This window comes from Shimia biformata (assembly GCF_016888515.1).
In the GTDB taxonomy this organism is placed as follows: Bacteria; Pseudomonadota; Alphaproteobacteria; order Rhodobacterales; family Rhodobacteraceae; genus Shimia_A; species Shimia_A biformata.
The window spans coordinates 2,769,263-2,786,010 of record NZ_JAFEJK010000001.1 but is presented as its reverse complement, the minus strand read 5'-3'; the positions used below and the strand labels follow the sequence as shown (position 1 = coordinate 2,786,010).

Here is a 16,748-nt window from a genome sequence, read left to right as displayed (position 1 = left end):
TTCTGTCGGGATCGCAAACTTGTGATATTGAACGTGATCGCCCGCGACTTATCCTGATCGGGCGAGACGTTCATACTCAGGAGACCCCTATGAAGTTCCGCATTGCCTTCCTTGCCGCAGCGTCGGCGCTGCTTGCGTCCGGCGCGATGGCCGAGACCTATGAATGCAGCTTCCCGCGTGCCGCGCCGATCAGTTCAAACCATATCCTGCCCAACCAGGTCACTGCAACGATCAACGGCAGCACCGCGACGGTGATGGACCCTGTGATCCAGATTGTAGCCGGACAGCCGATCGAAGCGCGCGTGACCAGCAACACCGACCGCCGCATCACGATCAAGTGGGAGCTGCGAGCGGACAAAAGGGTGTTCTATGCCCTGTCGATCTATCCCGCCAAGGGCAATTCCGCCAAGATCGAGTTGAACAACCCCAAAACCGAAGAATACCGCGAAAACCGCTATGGCAATGAATTCCAGGGCGCCAGCGGGCAATGCGCCCGCCGGGGATAAGCCGTTGACGGGGCGGGGCGCAGATATTTGGTGCCTTGCCCCCGGTTTTTTGCCATTCTGGTGCAGGTGGCCGACCATTATGGCCGCCTGACCTCCATTTGTCCTGTCGCGCTGCCCTTGGTGTGGAAGCGTGGCCCGTTTTGAACAGGATTGAACAATGAGATTTGCACTTGCCCTGGCTGCGGCCGGCACTTTCGCTTCATGGTCGTCCGTGGCGCTGGCCCAGACCTATATCTGCAATTTCCCGCGCGCCGCGCCGCTGGATTCCCAGCATATCCTGCCCGATCAATCGACGGTCACGCTGGATGCGTCCGGCGAGACGGCAACCGCCCATGACCCGGTGATCGAGATTGTGCATGGCGGCCCGATCGAGGTGCGGGTTTCACACAACACCGACAAGCGACTGACGGTGAAATGGGAGTTGGAGCGCGATAAGCGGGTGTTCTACACCCTGTCGATTTATCGACCCGCGCTGAATGCCGATATCCAGCTGGACAATCCGCCCAGTGTCGGCAATGGCGCGCCGAAATATGGAAATGACTTTCAAGGGGCCAAGGGACAATGCGTAGAAAGATGATGACAGCCAATGACTTGACCAAGGGGGCGCGGCGCATCGGGGCTGCCGCTGCGCTGTGTGTTGCGGGGGCAGGGTTTGCCTCGGCCCAGACGTTCGACTGCCAGTTCCCCCGTGCGGGCGGCATGGTGCCGCAACAGGTTACGGTGACGGTCAATGGCGACAAGGCGACGGTGATCGACCCGATCATCCAGCAGGTGCATGGCAAGGCGATTGCAGCCCGGATTTCAAATGACACCAACAAGCGTCTGACGGTGAAATGGGAGCTGCGGCTGAACAAACCGCTGTTTTACACGATCTCGATCCTGAAACCGGATTTGCGTGCGAACCTCGACCTGAACAACCCGGTCATGGATTTTGATTGGGTGCAGACGAATGAATATGGCTATACCACGCAAGGGTCGCGCGGCGGGTGCAGACAGCGTTGAATTGTCGCAAATTCGGATAATTCAAAATATTTAGTCGCACTAGGGTTGTATTGTCGGGCGATTTCCTGAAGGTTGCGTTTAGACCTGAAGAAAGACCTCGGTGAAAGTACAATCCAATGAAAATAAACTATCTTGCCGCGATTGCTGGCGCCCTGGCCCTTGCCCCGGTTTCGGCAATGGCCGCTGCGACGACGTATAAATGCGAATTCAAGTCAAACACGACTTACGGTGGTATCCCGCCCGAGGCCTATTATGCTGTTGATCTTGAAACAGGAGAGGCCGCTGCCCTCGACTGGTCGATCCAGGAAGAGTTCGGGGAGGCGATCAACGTGTCCTTCAAACAGGCTAGCGCGAAACGGGTGCAGTTGAAATACACGCTCAACAAATTGCCGGGCCGGAACGAAAACGGCGCAAAGACCGACATCAAGGTAAGCTACACGGTCAGCCTGAACGTTCGCGACAAAAACGCCAAGATCAGGGGCATCCTGCACGGCTCTCATAACGAGTTCGCGGGCTCGGGCCCGTGTGTCGTCGTCAAGTAAGCAACCAGAACCAGCAGTGAGATTGAACATGAAGATTGCTTCGAAAACGGCAATTTATGTTGCCAGAGTTGCACTGGCTGCGTGTCTGATTGTACCGGCATCGCAATCAATGGCCAAGGAACAAACCTATTTCTGCAAATTCAAGCCCAATCGTGTGACCGGCTGGATTCCAGAACAGGCGGGGTATCTGATCGACATCGAAAACGAAACGGCAATGGTCAGCGATCAATTCACGCATTACGCACACAAAGGCGCGGTCAAGGCCAATTATAAACGTGCCAGCGAAAAACGGGTTGAGCTGAAATACACAATCAAAAACCTGCCAGCACGGTCGCAGACCGGGGAAACCACCAAGCTGTCGATCACCTATCTGGTGAGTCTCAACATTGCCACCGGCAAGGCCAAGATGCGGGCGACGATGCATCATCCCACCGGATACGACGGAAATGCAGGCAGTGGCAGCTGCGAGATCGTCAAGAACAAGCGCTGATGGGACGGGGTTTGCCCCGGCCTTTTGCCCTTGTCCCCCTTGACCTTACGCGGCAAGGGCAGCATGTAACGTGTAGGAAACGCAACCCCAACCAACAGGTGTGAACGATGGCTTTTGAACTTCCCGATCTCCCTTATGCTCATGATGCGCTGGCCGATCTCGGCATGTCCGCCGAAACGCTGGAATACCACCACGACCTGCACCACAAGGCTTATGTCGACAACGGCAACAAGCTGATTGCCGGGACCGAGTGGGACGGAAAGTCGATGGAAGAGATCATCGTCGGCACCTATGACAAGACCGCCGTAGCGCAGAACGGCATCTTCAACAACATCAGCCAGCTTTGGAACCACAACCAGTTCTGGGAAATGATGGGGCCGGGCGGCAATGCAATGCCGGGTGAGCTGGAAAAGGCGCTGGTCGAAAACTTCGGCTCGGTTGACGAGTTCAAGTCGCAGTTCGCCGCCGCCGGTGCCGGTCAGTTCGGTTCGGGCTGGGCATGGCTGGTGAAGAACGCCGATGGTTCGCTGGCTGTCACCAAGACCGAAAACGGCGTGAACCCGCTGTGCTTTGGCCAGACCGCATTGCTGGGCTGCGACGTGTGGGAGCATTCCTATTACATCGACTTCCGCAACAAGCGTCCCGCTTACCTGGATAACTTCCTGAACAAGCTGGTAAACTGGGAAAACGTCGCATCGCGCATGTAACCCCGGTTTTCAGACCCAAGGTTGGCCCGGCGTTTGCGCCGGGCCTTTTCGTTTGAGGCGACGCCATGACCGACACGCAAAAAGGCATCCTGGCCCTTGTCGCGGCCTGCACCATCTGGGGGCTGGCGCCGCTTTACTGGAAGCTTCTGGCGCATATCCCCGCGCCCGAGGTGCTGGCGCATCGGACGTTCTGGTCTGCGGTTACCTTCGGTGGCCTGATCGCAGTTCAGGGCCGCATCGCCGAGTTTGCGCGCGCGTTGGGTCAGGGACGTCAGGTGCTGGTGATCCTGATCGCGGCGCTTTTGATTTCCTTCAACTGGGGGCTGTTCATCTGGTCGATCGCCACGGGGCAGGCGACCGAGGCGTCTCTGGGCTATTTTCTGTTCCCGCTTGTGGCGGTTCTGGCGGGGCGTCTGTTGTTTGGCGAAAAGCTGCCCCGGGCGCAGTGGGCATCGGTTCTGCTGGCGGGGTTTGCCGTTCTGCTGCTGGCCGTCGGGTTGGGCGCTGCCCCATGGATCGCACTCAGCCTGTCCATCAGCTTTGGCTTTTATGGCGTTGTGAAGAAAGGGCTTTCCCTGGGTCCGGTCCTGTCGGTGACAGGTGAGGTCGTGCTGCTTGCCCCGCTTGCCATCCTTTACCTTGTGGCGGTGTCGGGGATCAGTGTCGATAGCTATCCGATGCGCGACTGGGCGATCCTGTTCACCACCGGCGTCGTCACGGCGACCCCGTTGGTCTTGTTTTCCTACGCGGCGCGGCGGGTGCGGCTGGCGACGGTCGGGCTGGTGCAATACATCAACCCCAGCCTGCAGTTCTTCTGTGCGTTAGTCATTTTCGCCGAGCCGTTCGGCATCTGGCACATGATCGCCTTTCCGCTGATCTGGCTGGCGCTGGCGGTCTATTCCTGGTCGGCGTGGCGCGAGGATCGCAGGGCGCGTCAGGCAAAGGCGCGGCGCAGCCTGGCTTCCAGCGCATCGACATCCGCCACGACCTGAACAAAACCCTTGAGCGAGGCATCGGCGAAGCCCTGGTCGATCACATGATCGACCAGACCGACAAGCGGGTTCCAGTATCCTTCTGTGTTCAAAAGGAAAATCGGCTTCTGATGCAGCCCCAGCTGACGCCATGTCAGCACCTCAAAGAACTCATCCAGTGATCCGGCGCCACCCGGAAGGACCACGATTGCGTCCGAGTTCATGAACATGACCTTTTTGCGCTCGTGCATGTTCTCGGTGACGATGAAACGTGTCAGGTCGGTCTTGCCAACCTCCCATTTCAGCAGATGCACCGGGATCACCCCAAACGTGTCGCCGCCCGCGGACTGGGCGGCATTGGCAACTGCCCCCATCAGCCCGACGTCTCCGGCCCCGTAAACCAGCCGCCAGCCGTTTCCGGCAAGCCGGGTGCCGAAGTCGGTCGCAGCGGCGTGATAGGCGGGGTGGTCGCCGTTTCGGGAACCGCAAAAGACGCAAATCGAAGGCTGTGGCATGGAATCCCCTAACGTGTTCAATGCTGTTTGCCTCAGACCTAGCCGTATTGATTACGCCGCTCAACCAAGATAACCGCCTGTGACGGGGGAATTACTGACATGAGCAAAATGGCATCTGGTCTGGGTGGAAACACAATCCTACTTGTCGGAGGCGCGGCGGTTGTAACTGTTGGTGTTGCAGCGGCAATTTTCAGCGGGGTTTTTGATCCGAAACAGCCGGAGGCCCCCGTGCCCGTCGTGCAGGCGCCCGCCACGGCAACCCCTGAAGCCGTGACGCCAGAAGCCACGACGCCTGAACCCGCAGCACCCGAAGCGCAGGAAGAACCCAAGGCGCCGGAACAGGCTGCGGCCCCGGTTGAACCGTCGTCCGACCCGCAGCCCGAGGCCGCGCCGGACCCGATCTATCCCACCTTTGACGTGGTGCGCGTCGATCCCGATGGCAATGCGCTGATCGCGGGCAAGGCGGCTGTCGATGCCTTGATTTCAGTGCTTCTGGACGGGGTTGAGATCGCCTCGGCGACGGCCGATGACGCGGGCAAGTTTGCCGTGTTCCTGACTGTCACCCCCAGCGAAAACCCGCGTGTCCTGTCTCTGGTGCAGCGCCGCGCAGAGGGCGACCTTGTGTCCAAGGAAACCATCATCGTTGCACCTGTCGCGCCGGCGCAGCCTGTTGAGGTGGCCAAGGCCGAACCGACGGAAGACGCCACGCCGCCCGCCGCCGAAACACGTGTAACACAACCTGAGGCCGCTGGGGAAACCCCGGCGACCCCGGAAGAAACACCTTCGGAAACTCCCGTCACAGTAGAGCCCGCCGCTTCCGAGGCGCCGAAAGCACCTGAGGCACCAGAGGCGCCCAAGCAGGCTCCGGCGGTCATTCTTGCCGATGAAAGCGGCGTGAAAGTGATCCAGCCCCCGGCCGCGGACCCTGCGTTGAAGACGATCGTGACGGTGGACAGCATCGCTTACACCGATACCGGTGTGGTCGAAGTGTCAGGTCGTGGCGTACCGGGCGGTTTCGTGCGGGTCTATCTCGATAATACCCCAACTGCCGAAAGCGCGATTGACGCTGATGGCCGTTGGATCGCCGACCTCGTCGATGTTGCGCCGGGGCTGTACCGCATGCGCGTGGATGAGCTGAACACCGATGGCACGGTCACCAGCCGGGTCGAAATTCCGTTCCAGCGTGAAACCCAGGAAAAGGTGGCGGATGCTGTTGCCGCCATGACCCCGGCAGCGCCGGCGGAGGATGCCGTGGCGACGACGACCGACGAACCGGTCGCAGACGCCAAGCAAGAGACCACGGAAGTAGTGGCCTCGCCGCAACCCGCCGTGGACACGGCAAAAGCGGCGGATCCGGCGCCTACAGACACGCCGGCAGAAACGCCGGTAGACGCGACCGCGGAAACTGCGGAAGAGCCCCCCGTCAGCGAAAGCCCGGCACAAGTCGCCGAGGCACAGCCTGCCGTGTCTGGCACCGCGTCCACCGATGAAGCGCCAGCCGCGCAGCCCGAAACTCCGGTTACGCAGCCTGCCGAAACCGCCGAAGCCGCGCCCACAACCGCAACAGACGCGCCGCGCGTGCGGATTGTCACGGTCCAGCCCGGCAATACGTTGTGGGCCATTGCAAGCGACCACTACGGTGACGGCGTCTTGTATGTGCAGGTTTACGAGGCCAATGCAGACAAGATCCGCGATCCCGACCTGATCTATCCCGGCCAGATTTTCGAAATTCCGGCTGCCGAGTGATCCTCTTGTCGCAGCCGCGACAGGAAAATGCGGCCCTGCACTGGCGGTTCCCGTGCAGAGTGACTAGGTCTTGGGTCATGCAAGGAAAAGCGCGCCCATGAGAGCGGTCCGAACAGCCAACAAGGAAGAGCTTGAACGCCACGCACGGCGGTCGGGCTGGCAGATCATCAGGAAGGTCGGGCCATATCTCTGGCCGGCAGATGAACCTTGGGTGAAACGCCGGGTGGTTCTGGCGCTGCTGGCGCTTCTGGCGTCGAAGCTGATCACCGTTTTTGTCCCGATGCTGTACAAGGCCGCCGTCGATGCGCTGGCGGGCGAAGGCGTGCCACCTCTGGCGCTGGGCGCGGTGGGGCTGACCGTGGCCTATGGCATGGGCCGCCTGATGGCGAACGGGTTTCAGCAATTGCGCGACGCGATCTTTGCGCGGGTCGGGCAACGCGCGCTGCGGGCGCTGGCGCTTGAGACCTTCATCCACATTCACCGCCTGTCGATGCGCTATCACATCACGCGCAAGACCGGCGGTCTGAGCCGGATCATCGAACGCGGTGTGAAGGGCGTCGAATTCCTGCTGCGCTTCATGCTGTTTTCAATCGGGCCGCTGATCCTTGAATTGTTGCTGATCGCGGTGATCCTGTTCTGGATGTTCGATGCCTCCTACCTTGTCGTGGTTGCGGTCACCATCGGGGCCTATGTCTGGTTCACCTTCACGGTCACTGAATGGCGCGTGAAGCTGCGCCGCGAGATGAACGATCAGGACACCGAAGCCAACCAGAAGGCCATCGACAGCCTTTTGAACTTCGAAACCGTCAAGTATTTCGGCGCCGAAGCACGCGAGGCGCGGCGCTATGACGAGTCGATGGCAGGCTATGAGAAAGCCGCTCTCAAGACCTCGTATTCGCTGGCTTTCCTGAATTTCGGCCAGTCGTTCCTGATTACCTCGGGCCTTGTGATCGTGATGGTTCTGGCGGCGCTGGGGGTCGAGGCGGGGCATCTGACGGTGGGCGATTTTGTCATGGTCAATGCCTATATGATCCAGATCACCATGCCGCTGAACTTCCTTGGTACGGTCTATCGCGAAATCCGTCAGAGCCTTGTTGATATGGGTGAGATGTTCGACCTTCTTGAACAGCCCCCCGACGTGACCGACAAGCCCGACGCGGCGGCGCTGAAGGTGGATGGCGGCCGGATCGAGCTGCGCGATGTGCATTTCGGCTACGAAACGACGCGGCCGATCCTGAAGGGGGTGACGCTGACTATCGAGGCCGGGCAGAACGTGGCAATTGTTGGCGCGTCGGGATCGGGCAAGTCCACCATCGGGCGGCTCTTGTTCCGGTTCTACGACGTCAATTCCGGTGCGCTTCTGATCGACGGGCAGGATGTGCGCGATGTGAGCCAGCAAAGCCTGCATGACTCGATTGGCGTCGTGCCGCAGGACACGGTGCTGTTCAACGACACCATCCTTTACAACATCGCCTATGGCCGCGACGGGGCCACGCGGGACGAGATCGAGGATGCGGCGCGCGCGGCGCAGATCCATGATTTCATCATGACGCTGCCTGAGGGCTATGACACCAAGGTCGGCGAACGGGGGCTGAAGCTCTCGGGTGGTGAAAAACAGCGGGTCGGGATTGCCCGGACTTTGCTGAAGAACCCGCCGCTGTTGTTGCTGGACGAGGCGACATCGGCGCTGGATACCGAGACCGAGCAGGGCATCAAGGAAGCGCTGGCGCGGGCGGGTGAGGGGCGCACGGTGATCACCATTGCCCACCGGCTGTCGACGATTGCCGAGGCTGACCGGATCGTGGTTCTGGAAAAGGGCGAGATCGTCGAGGAAGGCACCCATGCCGAATTGCTGGCGCGGTCCGGGCGATATGCGCAGCTGTGGCAACGTCAGCAGGCGGATGACGAGGCGGCCTGAGACGGCCTAGAACCCTTTTAATTCAAGGTCAGGATACGCCGGGTTGCGGCGTTCGAGATAGGCCATGCCGGGTTCGTCCAGCGCCATCCTGAACAAGGCGGTCGCAACAAGCGGCAGGGGCGCGCCATAGGCCTTGGACAGTTCGGCAAGAGTTTCTTCCTGTTCCAGAATTCCCTCGGCAACAGCGGCCCCGGCGCGCCGGGCGGCAATGCCGACGGCCTCGGGTTTGGACATGTCGTCGGCTTGTCCAAGCCGCCAGAGGTCATATTCGAACATCGCCCGGCACCGATCAGGCCGATACTCATCACGCAATGACCGGCGTCCGGTTTCGGTCATTCCGCAGCGGCGCAGGATCTTGCCTGACGCCTCGTTCACGTGGTCCCAGTAGACCGCATAGACCCCTCCGGCATCCGGCAGTGACCAGAAGGCGTGGGTCAGGGCGTCTGCGGCCTCGGTCATCACGCCCTGGCCGTGGAAGGCCGATCCAAGCGCATAAAAGAACTCGCCCGCCCAGACCCCTTCCGGGGCTCGGTCCAGGTAAAACCCTGCTGCCCCCATGATCCGGTCCGGTGCATGAAGCGGCGAGATCGCGAACAGGCCAAGACCGCCCTGCTGCCAGATATCGCGGTCACCGTCCTCGGCCATCAGATCGGTCCATTTAGCGGCTTCTTTCAGCGCATCGCCGGGGCGCCTTGTGTCATGGGCCAGCGTCGCCACGACCTCGGGGTCCGAAAAGATCACCTTGGCGATGTCATCGGTGTCGGCGCGGCGCAGCGGCCTGAGGCGTAGGGTCTTGGTGGTCAGGATCATCATGCCCCCCTTGATCGCTTCCCGGCCTGTCTGAAGAGGGTCGGTGCGGGCCGGGGCAGGGACATCCTACACCGGGTTGCGGTCCCGGTGTAGGTCCGTCTTGTCGCGCAACTCTGGTCCTGAGGAGGCGGCGACAGATAAGGCGCTATTCGGCGGCGCGGATGGTGCCGTCGCCGGGGCTGTCCTTGTCGTCGCCTTCGTCGCCATCCTGATCCTGTTCTGCGCCGTCACGCATCTTGACCACGGCCTGAACATCGGTGGCGTTTACCACGGACATGTCATCCTCGTAGTCGGTGGCGCGTTCCGGCAACAGGTCGTCATCCCACAGGATCGTCGGCGAGGTAACACGCCCCGCCGCACGGCTGAGCGCCCAGTCCTGTGCGGCGCGGCTGGACTGACCCATGGACAGCTTGGCCAAAAGCATGGCGAACCAGTGGACATAGGTGCCGAACCAGACCCGCAGCGCAAGCATGGACGGGGTAAAGACCAGCGTCAGGACCGTTGCGATGCCAAGCCCGAACACGACGGCCGTGGCAAGCTGTTTCCACCACAGCGAGGTCGGTGAATCAAACGAGTAGCCACCGTTGATGAAATCGAGGCTCAGCCCGTACATCATCGGTGCAAGACCAGCCATGGTGGTGATGGTGGTCAGCAGAACCGGGCGGATACGGGCCTGTGCGGTGCGAATGATCGCCTCGATCCGCGGCATGTAACGGCTGTATTCCTGATAGGTGTCGATCAGAACAATGTTGTTGTTCACCACGATCCCCGCCAGTGCCACGATCCCGGTCCCGGTCATGATGATCGAGAATGCCTGATCCATGACCAGCATCCCGATCAGGACGCCTGTGGTGGACAGCACAACCGCCAGGAGGACCAGCACCGAGTTATAGAAGCTGTTGAACTGCGCCAGAAGGATAATGAACATCAGCCCCAATGCGCCCATGAAGGCCGACATCAGGAAGGCCTGGCTTTCGGCCTCGTCTTCCTGGTCACCGGTCCATTCCCACTCTATCCCTGTGGGCAGGGGCTTGGTTTCAAGCCATTTGGTCAGCGTGGCGATCTGTTCGCCCGGGGTGACGGCAACCAGTTTGCTACCTTCCGTCGCAAATTCTCGCGCAAGTCTTTCCCGGTCTTCAGAAGCAATAATCGTGTAAGGATCACCAGCGCTGTTTGTAACTCCGAGATAACCATCGTCGCCATAGACAGGTAGGACCTTTCCTTCAAACTCTTTTACATAGCCCAAGGTTTCGCCGTCTTTCGTCACCTTGAACAGCCCGGACATCACACCCGCCTTGATGTCGAAATACCGTTTCTGTTCGACGCGGTTGATCTCGGCCAGCTTCTCGACCGGCTTGCGGGTGATGAAGTTCGAGAGCGGCACCAGCCCCTCGGCGGTGCGGACCTTGAGGTTGTCGAGCGTCGACAGCACGCGGTCCTCTTCCGGCAGGCGCACGCGGATTTCGATTTCCTCTTCGGAACTGTCAACGCGCATCGTGTCCAGAAGGATGCCGCGCGTTACCAGCTGAACCATGCCACCCACGGTGGCCACGTCCGCGCCGAAACGACCGGCGCGGGCCACGTCGACGTCGATCTGCCAGTCGATACCGGGCAGGGGAAGCGTGTCTTCGATCAGGGTCAGGCCGGGCGTTGCCTCGTATTGTTCACGCACGATCCGCGCCGAAGACAACAGGTCTTCCCAGTCATCGCCCTTGACGCGCAGATGCACCGGTTTGGCCGATGCGGGCCCACGCGACGCGGCAAGGATTTCGATCTTGGTGCCGGGCAGCTGTTCAAGCTCGGCGGTCAATTCGTCGATGACCTTGTCGCCATCCCACTCCAGGTCCTTGACGGCGCGGGTGACGGTATAGCCGATCACCGGAATGGTGAACCAGTCCTCGCGGGCGTCGGGGCGGTCTTCCCACGGAATGGTCTCAAGCTGGATCTGGCCAATCGTGTCCTTCGGGGCCTGGGCGCCGCCGGTATTGCTGTTCAGCCCGCCTTCGCCGGCAAAGGCAAACGCGGTCTGGACACCGGGATGGCGCAGCACGATTTCCTCGGCGCGTTTCAGCAGCGCATCCTTTTGCTCAAGGCTGTGGTTGCCGCGCGCGCGGACATAGACGATGGCCTGTTCGGGTTCGGATTCGACGAAGAACTCGACGCCTTTGTTGTTCTCTCCGAAATAGCCGAAAACAACGAATACGAAGGCGATGACCGCGGCAATCGACACCAAAGGCATGATCGGGTTGCCAGCGATCAGCTTGATGAACCATCCAAAGGGCGACAGGCGGAATCCGGATTTGATCCGTTTTTGCCGACGCTCGATCCGGGCTGCATCCAGCGTTATGGACGCGGCAAAGGCGGCCAGAAGGAAAGGCAAAAATTGCAAAGCGTAAAGTGCCGGAGTGGCAAAAAACGCCCACCAGTTCTCAGCAATGAAAGCGCGTACAACGGCAATGGCGGGAACATAGTCGGGGTTGATCCCGGTCATGGCGCCAACAAATAGAGCCCAAAGTGCAAGTGTCACGAGCGCCGCGCGCACGAACCAGGGTGTATGCGCCCGCAGCCATTCCGAAGCGACGTGGAACTTGCGGCTGAGGCGGCCCGAGACGCCGCCCAGGACCGGCAGATAGATCAGTGCCACAACCAGAGAGGCCGACAAAACGAAGATCAGCGTGACGGGCAGCATCCCCATGAACTCACCCGGCACACCGGGCCAGAACAGCATCGGCAGGAAGGCGCAGAGCGTGGTCGCGGTCGAGGATACGATGGGCCAGAACATGCGCTTGGCGGCCTCGACATAGGCATGCATGGGGCCGGTGCCTTCCTCGATCCGCTTGTCGGCGTATTCGACGACAACAATGGCCCCGTCGACCAGCATCCCCACGGCAAGGATCAGGCCGAACATCACGATGTTGGAAATGGTGATGTCCATGGCCGCCAGCAGCGCGAAACACAACAGGAACGAGGTCGGGATGGCAAAGCCGACCAGCAGCGCGGCCCGGCTACCAAGCGCCGCCAGCACGACGATCATCACCAGCGCGATGGCGGTCAGAACCGAACCCTCAAGCTGGCTGACCATAGAGCCGACGATGCGGCTCTGGTCGTTCGAGGTGCCGACTTCGACGGCGGCCTTCAACTCGTCCGGCCAGTCGGCGGCGGCCTTGTCGACCTCTTGTTTCACCAGTTCGGCGGTGCCGATCAGGTTGAACCCCTTGCGCTTGACGACCTGCAGCGCGACCGTGTTCTCACCGTTGAAACGGGCGGTGCCCTTGCGGTCTTCGAAGGTCAGGTTGATTTCCGCAAGATCGCCCAGCGTGACCACACGGTCGCCGTTTGTCTTGACCGGAAGGGTGTAGATGTCGCGCGCTTCGCTGAAAGAGGATGGGATCTTGACCGCGAACTTGCCGCTTGATGTCTCGATCTCGCCAGCGGCGATCAGCTGGTTGTTGTTCTGGACAACGGTGATCAGCTCTCCGGCCGTGACGTTATAGGCCTCAAGGCGCAGCGGGTCGATAATGACCTCGACCATCTCGTCGCGGTTGCCGGCAATCCCGGCCTCAAGCACCGCATCAAGACCTTCAAGACGGTCCTGCAACTTCTTGGCGACCTGCGCCATCGTGCGTTCCGGCACGTCGCCAGTCAGGTTCACGATGATGATCGGGAATTCCGAGAAATTGATCTCGTTGATCGTATATTTTTCAAACCCGTCCGGGAACTGGCCCTCGGCGGTGTTCATCGCCTCGCGCACGTCCGCCATGACTTTGGACTTGTCCCAGCCGAACTCGAACTCAAGGAACAGCCCGGCATAGCCTTCCGCGGCGGTGGACCGCATTGTCTTCAGCCCGTCGAGATCCGAAAGCTCGGTCTCCATTGGCCGGACCAGCAGAGATTCACTGTCGACCGCCGAGATGCCGGGGAAGGGCACCGAAACGAAAAGAGCCGGAATTTGAATGTCCGGCTCACCTTCTTTGGGCAGGTTCCAGTAGGCGTATCCGCCCACCAGCAGCGAGAGCGCGATAAACGCCAGCACCATCCGCGCGCGATCGGCGGCCCAATCTACCATGCCGATCATTTGGTCAGCCCTTCGAAACTGGGTGCAACGATGACCCCGTCGGTGACGTATTCCTGTCCGACGACAATGACATCCACCTGTTCCGGCAATCCGTCGACCCAGACGCCGTCAGCACTGTCGCGGACCAGTTCAACGGCTGCGAACTGTGCGGTGTTGTCCGCCGCGACCACGCGAACCCCAAGTGTGCCGTGGTCGTTCAGTGTCAGGGCAGATTGCGGCACCAGATGGGCGGTGGCGCCATCGGACTGGATGGCGATTTCCGCAGTCTGGCCATCGCGGATGCGCAGATCGGTGTTGGGGGCGTCGATCTCGACCATGAAGGTGCGTGTCACCGGGTCGGCGGATCGGGCGATGAAGCCGACCGTGCCCGTGACCACGTCGCCATTGGCCATCCGCGCCCCGGCCGACGCGCCGAGGTTCACCCGGTTCACTTCGGTTTCCGGCACGAACCCGACGATCTTGATCGGGTCCATCTGCATGACCGTGCCGCACAGCGAACCGGGCTGCAGAAGGCTGCCCAGTTCGGCTGTGTCGGTTTCCAGCACCCCGGAGAAGGGGGCGGTAATGGTCAGTCGCCCGATCTCGCGTTCGGCGGCGGCAACGGCGGCCTCTGCCGATTCGATCCCGGCATTTGCCGAGCGCAGCCCGGATTGTGCCGACTGGACCGACGCAAGCGCGGCCTGAACAGCGGCCTCTGCCGATGCAACACGGGTTTCCGAGGCATAGCCGCCTTCGGACAGTTTGTTGGCCGCGTTCTGGTTCAGCCTTGCTTCGCTCAGGCGGGCTGTCGCCTCCACCAGACGGGCCTGCGCTTCGGGGACTTTTGCCTGCGCTTCTTCCAGACGAGCGTTTGCCTCAGCCAGCGATGCTTCGCGGGTGCCGAGTTCAAGCTGGCACAGCACTGCGCCCTCATCGACGGACGCGCCCTTGCGCAGCGGTTCCGAAATGACCCGCGCCGATGTTTCGGCGCGCACCTCGACCGAACGTGCGGCGCGTGTTTCACCGCGCAGGACAACCGCCGAATCGATCTGGGAAGCGGTCGAGTGGATCGCGATGACCCCCACGGCGGGCACCGCATCGCTTTGCGCCACCTCCTCGGTCACGGTGGCGACGGTTTCGGTGGCTTGCACCGATCCCGCGTCCGCCGAGGCAAACGCCATCAGCGTGTCACGCTCAACCACGACATAGAATAGGAACGCCGTCACCAGAATAGCGGTGATCATCGGAATGGGACGCATGCGGGCTGTCCTTTGTCTGTCCTGTGCTTGCCAAGCCAAATAATACCTTGGACAGCAAATGCAACGGCTTTGAGGCAATTTCTGAACCGATTAGTTCAGTTTTGGGGCGCTAAGGTGACAGTTTGTGCATTTCTCCGCCTCTTGAGGGCTTTCTGGCTTTGCCGTAAGAGGAACCAAATCAAAGGGGAAACGGCGTGAGCGACACCGACAGTTTCATTGAAGAAGTCACCGAAGAGGTCCGCCGCGACAAGCTGTTCGCGACGATGCGGAAATACGGCTGGATCGCGGTCCTTGCCGTTGTGCTGATCGTCGGCGGGGCCGCGTTCAACGAATACCGCAAGGCGCAGACCCGCGCCGCGGCCGAGGCCGCAGGCGATGCAATCCTGACGGCCCTGTCCGAAAATGACCCCGCGGCCCGGATCGCGGCGCTGAAGGCGGTCGATGTCGAAGGGGCCGAGGCCGACATGGTCGCGCGGTTCCTGGCCGCTGCCCAGCAAGCGGCGGATGGCGACGGGGCAGGGGCATCGGAAACACTGATGACGATTGCCAACGGCGGCAGCGATATCCCCGAGTTCTATCGCCAGATCGCACTGTTCAAGGCCATCGTTGCGGCAGGCACCGCGATGGACCAGGCGGAACGCCGCGTGGCGCTGGAATCGCTTGCCGTGCCCGGCGCGCCGCTTTCGCTTCTGGCGCAGGAACAACTGGCGCTTCTCGACATCGAGACCGGCGACGCAGGCGCCGCACTTGAGCGTTTGCAGCGTATCGTCGCCGATGCCTCCGCGACGCCGGGCTTGCGTCGCAGGTCAACACAGTTGATTGTGGCATTGGGCGGTGAGCCGGCAGGCAACACGCCGTCGCAATAAACCCGGAGAACGGGAACGAAGTCGGGCAACCCAGGGGGGCGGACGCAGTGACGATCAGGAATTGGGTGTTTGCCCTGACAGCCACGGCCATTCTTGTCGGGTGCGGCGACAAAGAGGTGATCCTTCCCGGCAAGCGGGAAGAACTTCGCCCGAACCAGTCTGCCGAAATCGTAAACCAGGATCGCGCGATCAGCCTGCCGGGGCAGGTCAAGAACGCCGAATGGACCCATCGAATCGGCACGCCGAAATATCGCACCCGCAACGCCGCCCTTTCGGCGCGGCCGACGCTTGCCTGGAGCGCGTCGATCGGCAAGGGCGAGGGCAAGCGCAACCGCATCGTGGCCGATCCGGTCGTGGCGGGTGGGCGCATTTTCACCATGGATTCGGAATCGACGGTTACCGCGACGTCTCCGTCCGGACAGACGCTGTGGCAGAAAAGCCTGGTGCCGGTGCGTGACAAGCCGTCGGAATCCGCGGGCGGTGGCATCGCCTTTGGCAATGGCAAACTTTATGTCGCGTCCGGATTCGGTCATCTGAAGGCGCTGGATCCAGCCACCGGAAACGAGATCTGGGAACAGCGGTTGCAGGCGGTCGGCAGTGGGTCGCCCACGATTTACGGTGACAAGGTCTATATCGTGGCAGGCAACGATACCGCCTGGGCGATCAATGCCGAAACCGGCAAAACGGAATGGCAGCTGGGCTCGGTTCCCAATATCGCCGGGTTGCATTCGGCCTCGGCGCCGGCGGTGGATGACCGACTGGCGATCTTTGCATTTGGCTCGGGCGAGTTGCAGGCCGCGTTCCGTCGCGGTGGCGTGCGCCTTTGGGATGCCGGGGTGCAGGGGCAGCGCGTCGGTTATGCCTCGGGGACGGTTGGCGACGTCTCGGGCGATCCTGTAATCGACGGCCGCCGCGTCTATGCCGCCAATTACTCGGGCCGCACTGTGGCGCTGAACATCGACACGGGCGAACGTCTGTGGACGGCCAACGAAGGTGCCATCAGCCCGGTCTGGCCAGCGGGCGGCAGTGTCTTTCTGGTCTCGGACCGCAATCACCTGATACGGCTCGACGCCGGGTCGGGTGAGCCGATCTGGTCGGTCGAACTACCGCTGTTCAAGAAAGACAAGCCGCGCAAGCAGGCGGCGGTCTATGCCCATTTCGGCCCGGTCCTTGCGGGCAGCCAAATCATCGTTGCCTCGTCAGACGGCCTGCTGCGGGTCTTTGACCCAAGGTCCGGGGCGCTGGTCCACAGCGTCGAGATCCCCGGAGGTGCCGCAACCGGCATGGCTGTCGCGGGCGGCACGCTTTACGTTGTCGGGTCCAACGGCCAATTGCACGCTTTCCGTTAAGCGCGGAATGGTG

General features: G+C 61.3%; 15 protein-coding genes. 11 read left to right on the top strand and 4 right to left on the bottom strand.

Translation table 11 applies throughout. From position 1 onward, the window contains the following. Positions 1 to 89: 89 nt before the first annotated feature. The 7 genes from JQ863_RS13675 (at position 90) to rarD (ending at position 4,239) form a co-directional block, all read left to right on the top strand. Positions 90 to 506: a hypothetical protein gene (locus tag JQ863_RS13675; RefSeq protein WP_204114707.1), complete on the top strand. Its 417-nt coding sequence runs from the start codon at positions 90 to 92 to the stop codon at positions 504 to 506. A 157-nt stretch (positions 507 to 663) separates the two neighbouring features. After that, a complete protein-coding gene (locus JQ863_RS13670; RefSeq protein WP_204114706.1) occupies positions 664 to 1,083 on the top strand; it encodes a hypothetical protein in 420 nt (139 codons plus the stop codon). Beyond that, a complete protein-coding gene (locus JQ863_RS13665; protein WP_204114705.1) occupies positions 1,068 to 1,508 on the top strand; it encodes a hypothetical protein in 441 nt (146 codons plus the stop codon). The genes JQ863_RS13670 and JQ863_RS13665 overlap by 16 nt, the downstream gene beginning before the upstream one ends. A gap of 116 nt (positions 1,509 to 1,624) precedes the next feature. Continuing rightward, positions 1,625 to 2,050, top strand: a complete 426-nt coding sequence (locus JQ863_RS13660; protein ID WP_204114704.1) for a hypothetical protein — start codon at positions 1,625 to 1,627, stop codon at positions 2,048 to 2,050. A gap of 28 nt (positions 2,051 to 2,078) precedes the next feature. After that, entirely contained in the window at positions 2,079 to 2,540 is a 462-nt protein-coding gene (locus JQ863_RS13655) for a hypothetical protein (RefSeq protein ID WP_204114703.1), read from the top strand. Positions 2,541 to 2,647: 107 nt separating this feature from the next. Beyond that, on the top strand, positions 2,648 to 3,247 hold the full coding sequence (locus JQ863_RS13650; protein ID WP_204114702.1) for a superoxide dismutase: 600 nt from the start codon (positions 2,648 to 2,650) through the stop codon (positions 3,245 to 3,247). 65 nt (positions 3,248 to 3,312) lie between these two features. After that, positions 3,313 to 4,239: an EamA family transporter RarD gene (rarD, locus tag JQ863_RS13645; RefSeq protein WP_204114701.1), complete on the top strand. Its 927-nt coding sequence runs from the start codon at positions 3,313 to 3,315 to the stop codon at positions 4,237 to 4,239. Here the strand turns inward: rarD and JQ863_RS13640 are convergent. Beyond that, the gene (locus JQ863_RS13640) at positions 4,182 to 4,733 is read right to left on the bottom strand and encodes an LOG family protein (protein WP_204114700.1); all 552 of its coding nucleotides are present in this window, start codon (positions 4,731 to 4,733) and stop codon (positions 4,182 to 4,184) included. The genes rarD and JQ863_RS13640 overlap by 58 nt on opposite strands. Positions 4,734 to 4,832: 99 nt before the next feature. On the opposite strand from JQ863_RS13640, the gene JQ863_RS19475 reads away from it, so the two are divergent. Beyond that, the gene (locus tag JQ863_RS19475) at positions 4,833 to 6,479 is read left to right on the top strand and encodes a LysM peptidoglycan-binding domain-containing protein (RefSeq protein ID WP_239113288.1); all 1,647 of its coding nucleotides are present in this window, start codon (positions 4,833 to 4,835) and stop codon (positions 6,477 to 6,479) included. A 97-nt stretch (positions 6,480 to 6,576) separates the two neighbouring features. Further along, the gene (locus JQ863_RS13630) at positions 6,577 to 8,397 is read left to right on the top strand and encodes an ABCB family ABC transporter ATP-binding protein/permease (protein ID WP_204114699.1); all 1,821 of its coding nucleotides are present in this window, start codon (positions 6,577 to 6,579) and stop codon (positions 8,395 to 8,397) included. A gap of 6 nt (positions 8,398 to 8,403) precedes the next feature. Here JQ863_RS13630 and JQ863_RS13625 read toward each other — a convergent pair whose 3' ends face one another. The 3 genes from JQ863_RS13625 to JQ863_RS13615 all read right to left on the bottom strand — a co-directional run bounded on the left by JQ863_RS13625 (position 8,404) and on the right by JQ863_RS13615 (position 14,520). Then, the gene (locus JQ863_RS13625) at positions 8,404 to 9,207 is read right to left on the bottom strand and encodes a GNAT family N-acetyltransferase (protein WP_204114698.1); all 804 of its coding nucleotides are present in this window, start codon (positions 9,205 to 9,207) and stop codon (positions 8,404 to 8,406) included. A 145-nt stretch (positions 9,208 to 9,352) separates the two neighbouring features. Next, positions 9,353 to 13,282 (bottom strand): efflux RND transporter permease subunit, encoded by a 3,930-nt coding sequence (locus JQ863_RS13620; protein WP_204114697.1) that lies wholly within the window; start codon positions 13,280 to 13,282, stop codon positions 9,353 to 9,355. Further along, positions 13,279 to 14,520, bottom strand: a complete 1,242-nt coding sequence (locus JQ863_RS13615) for an efflux RND transporter periplasmic adaptor subunit (protein WP_204114696.1) — start codon at positions 14,518 to 14,520, stop codon at positions 13,279 to 13,281. The genes JQ863_RS13620 and JQ863_RS13615 overlap by 4 nt, the downstream gene beginning before the upstream one ends. Before the next feature lie 194 nt (positions 14,521 to 14,714). Here JQ863_RS13615 and JQ863_RS13610 point away from each other — a divergent pair, with 194 nt between their 5' ends. Further along, the gene (locus JQ863_RS13610) at positions 14,715 to 15,386 is read left to right on the top strand and encodes a hypothetical protein (RefSeq protein ID WP_204114695.1); all 672 of its coding nucleotides are present in this window, start codon (positions 14,715 to 14,717) and stop codon (positions 15,384 to 15,386) included. Positions 15,387 to 15,433: 47 nt separating this feature from the next. Continuing rightward, positions 15,434 to 16,735 carry an outer membrane protein assembly factor BamB family protein gene (locus JQ863_RS13605; protein ID WP_338055523.1) on the top strand — a complete coding sequence of 434 codons (1,302 nt, stop codon included), beginning with the start codon at positions 15,434 to 15,436 and terminating at the stop codon, positions 16,733 to 16,735. Positions 16,736 to 16,748 lie beyond the last annotated feature (13 nt).

Bases quoted from the DNA above. Each gene is read 5' to 3' on its own strand.
- JQ863_RS13675 (WP_204114707.1), top strand. From the start codon at position 90: ATGAAGTTCCGCATTGCCTTCCTTGCCGCAGCGTCGGCGCTGCTTGCG.
- JQ863_RS13670 (WP_204114706.1), top strand. From the start codon at position 664: ATGAGATTTGCACTTGCCCTGGCTGCGGCCGGCACTTTCGCTTCATGG.
- JQ863_RS13665 (WP_204114705.1), top strand. From the start codon at position 1,068: ATGCGTAGAAAGATGATGACAGCCAATGACTTGACCAAGGGGGCGCGG.
- JQ863_RS13660 (WP_204114704.1), top strand. From the start codon at position 1,625: ATGAAAATAAACTATCTTGCCGCGATTGCTGGCGCCCTGGCCCTTGCC.
- JQ863_RS13655 (WP_204114703.1), top strand. From the start codon at position 2,079: ATGAAGATTGCTTCGAAAACGGCAATTTATGTTGCCAGAGTTGCACTG.
- JQ863_RS13650 (WP_204114702.1), top strand. From the start codon at position 2,648: ATGGCTTTTGAACTTCCCGATCTCCCTTATGCTCATGATGCGCTGGCC.
- rarD (WP_204114701.1), top strand. From the start codon at position 3,313: ATGACCGACACGCAAAAAGGCATCCTGGCCCTTGTCGCGGCCTGCACC.
- JQ863_RS13640 (WP_204114700.1), bottom strand. From the start codon at position 4,733: ATGCCACAGCCTTCGATTTGCGTCTTTTGCGGTTCCCGAAACGGCGAC.
- JQ863_RS19475 (WP_239113288.1), top strand. From the start codon at position 4,833: ATGAGCAAAATGGCATCTGGTCTGGGTGGAAACACAATCCTACTTGTC.
- JQ863_RS13630 (WP_204114699.1), top strand. From the start codon at position 6,577: ATGAGAGCGGTCCGAACAGCCAACAAGGAAGAGCTTGAACGCCACGCA.
- JQ863_RS13625 (WP_204114698.1), bottom strand. From the start codon at position 9,207: ATGATCCTGACCACCAAGACCCTACGCCTCAGGCCGCTGCGCCGCGCC.
- JQ863_RS13620 (WP_204114697.1), bottom strand. From the start codon at position 13,282: ATGATCGGCATGGTAGATTGGGCCGCCGATCGCGCGCGGATGGTGCTG.
- JQ863_RS13615 (WP_204114696.1), bottom strand. From the start codon at position 14,520: ATGCGTCCCATTCCGATGATCACCGCTATTCTGGTGACGGCGTTCCTA.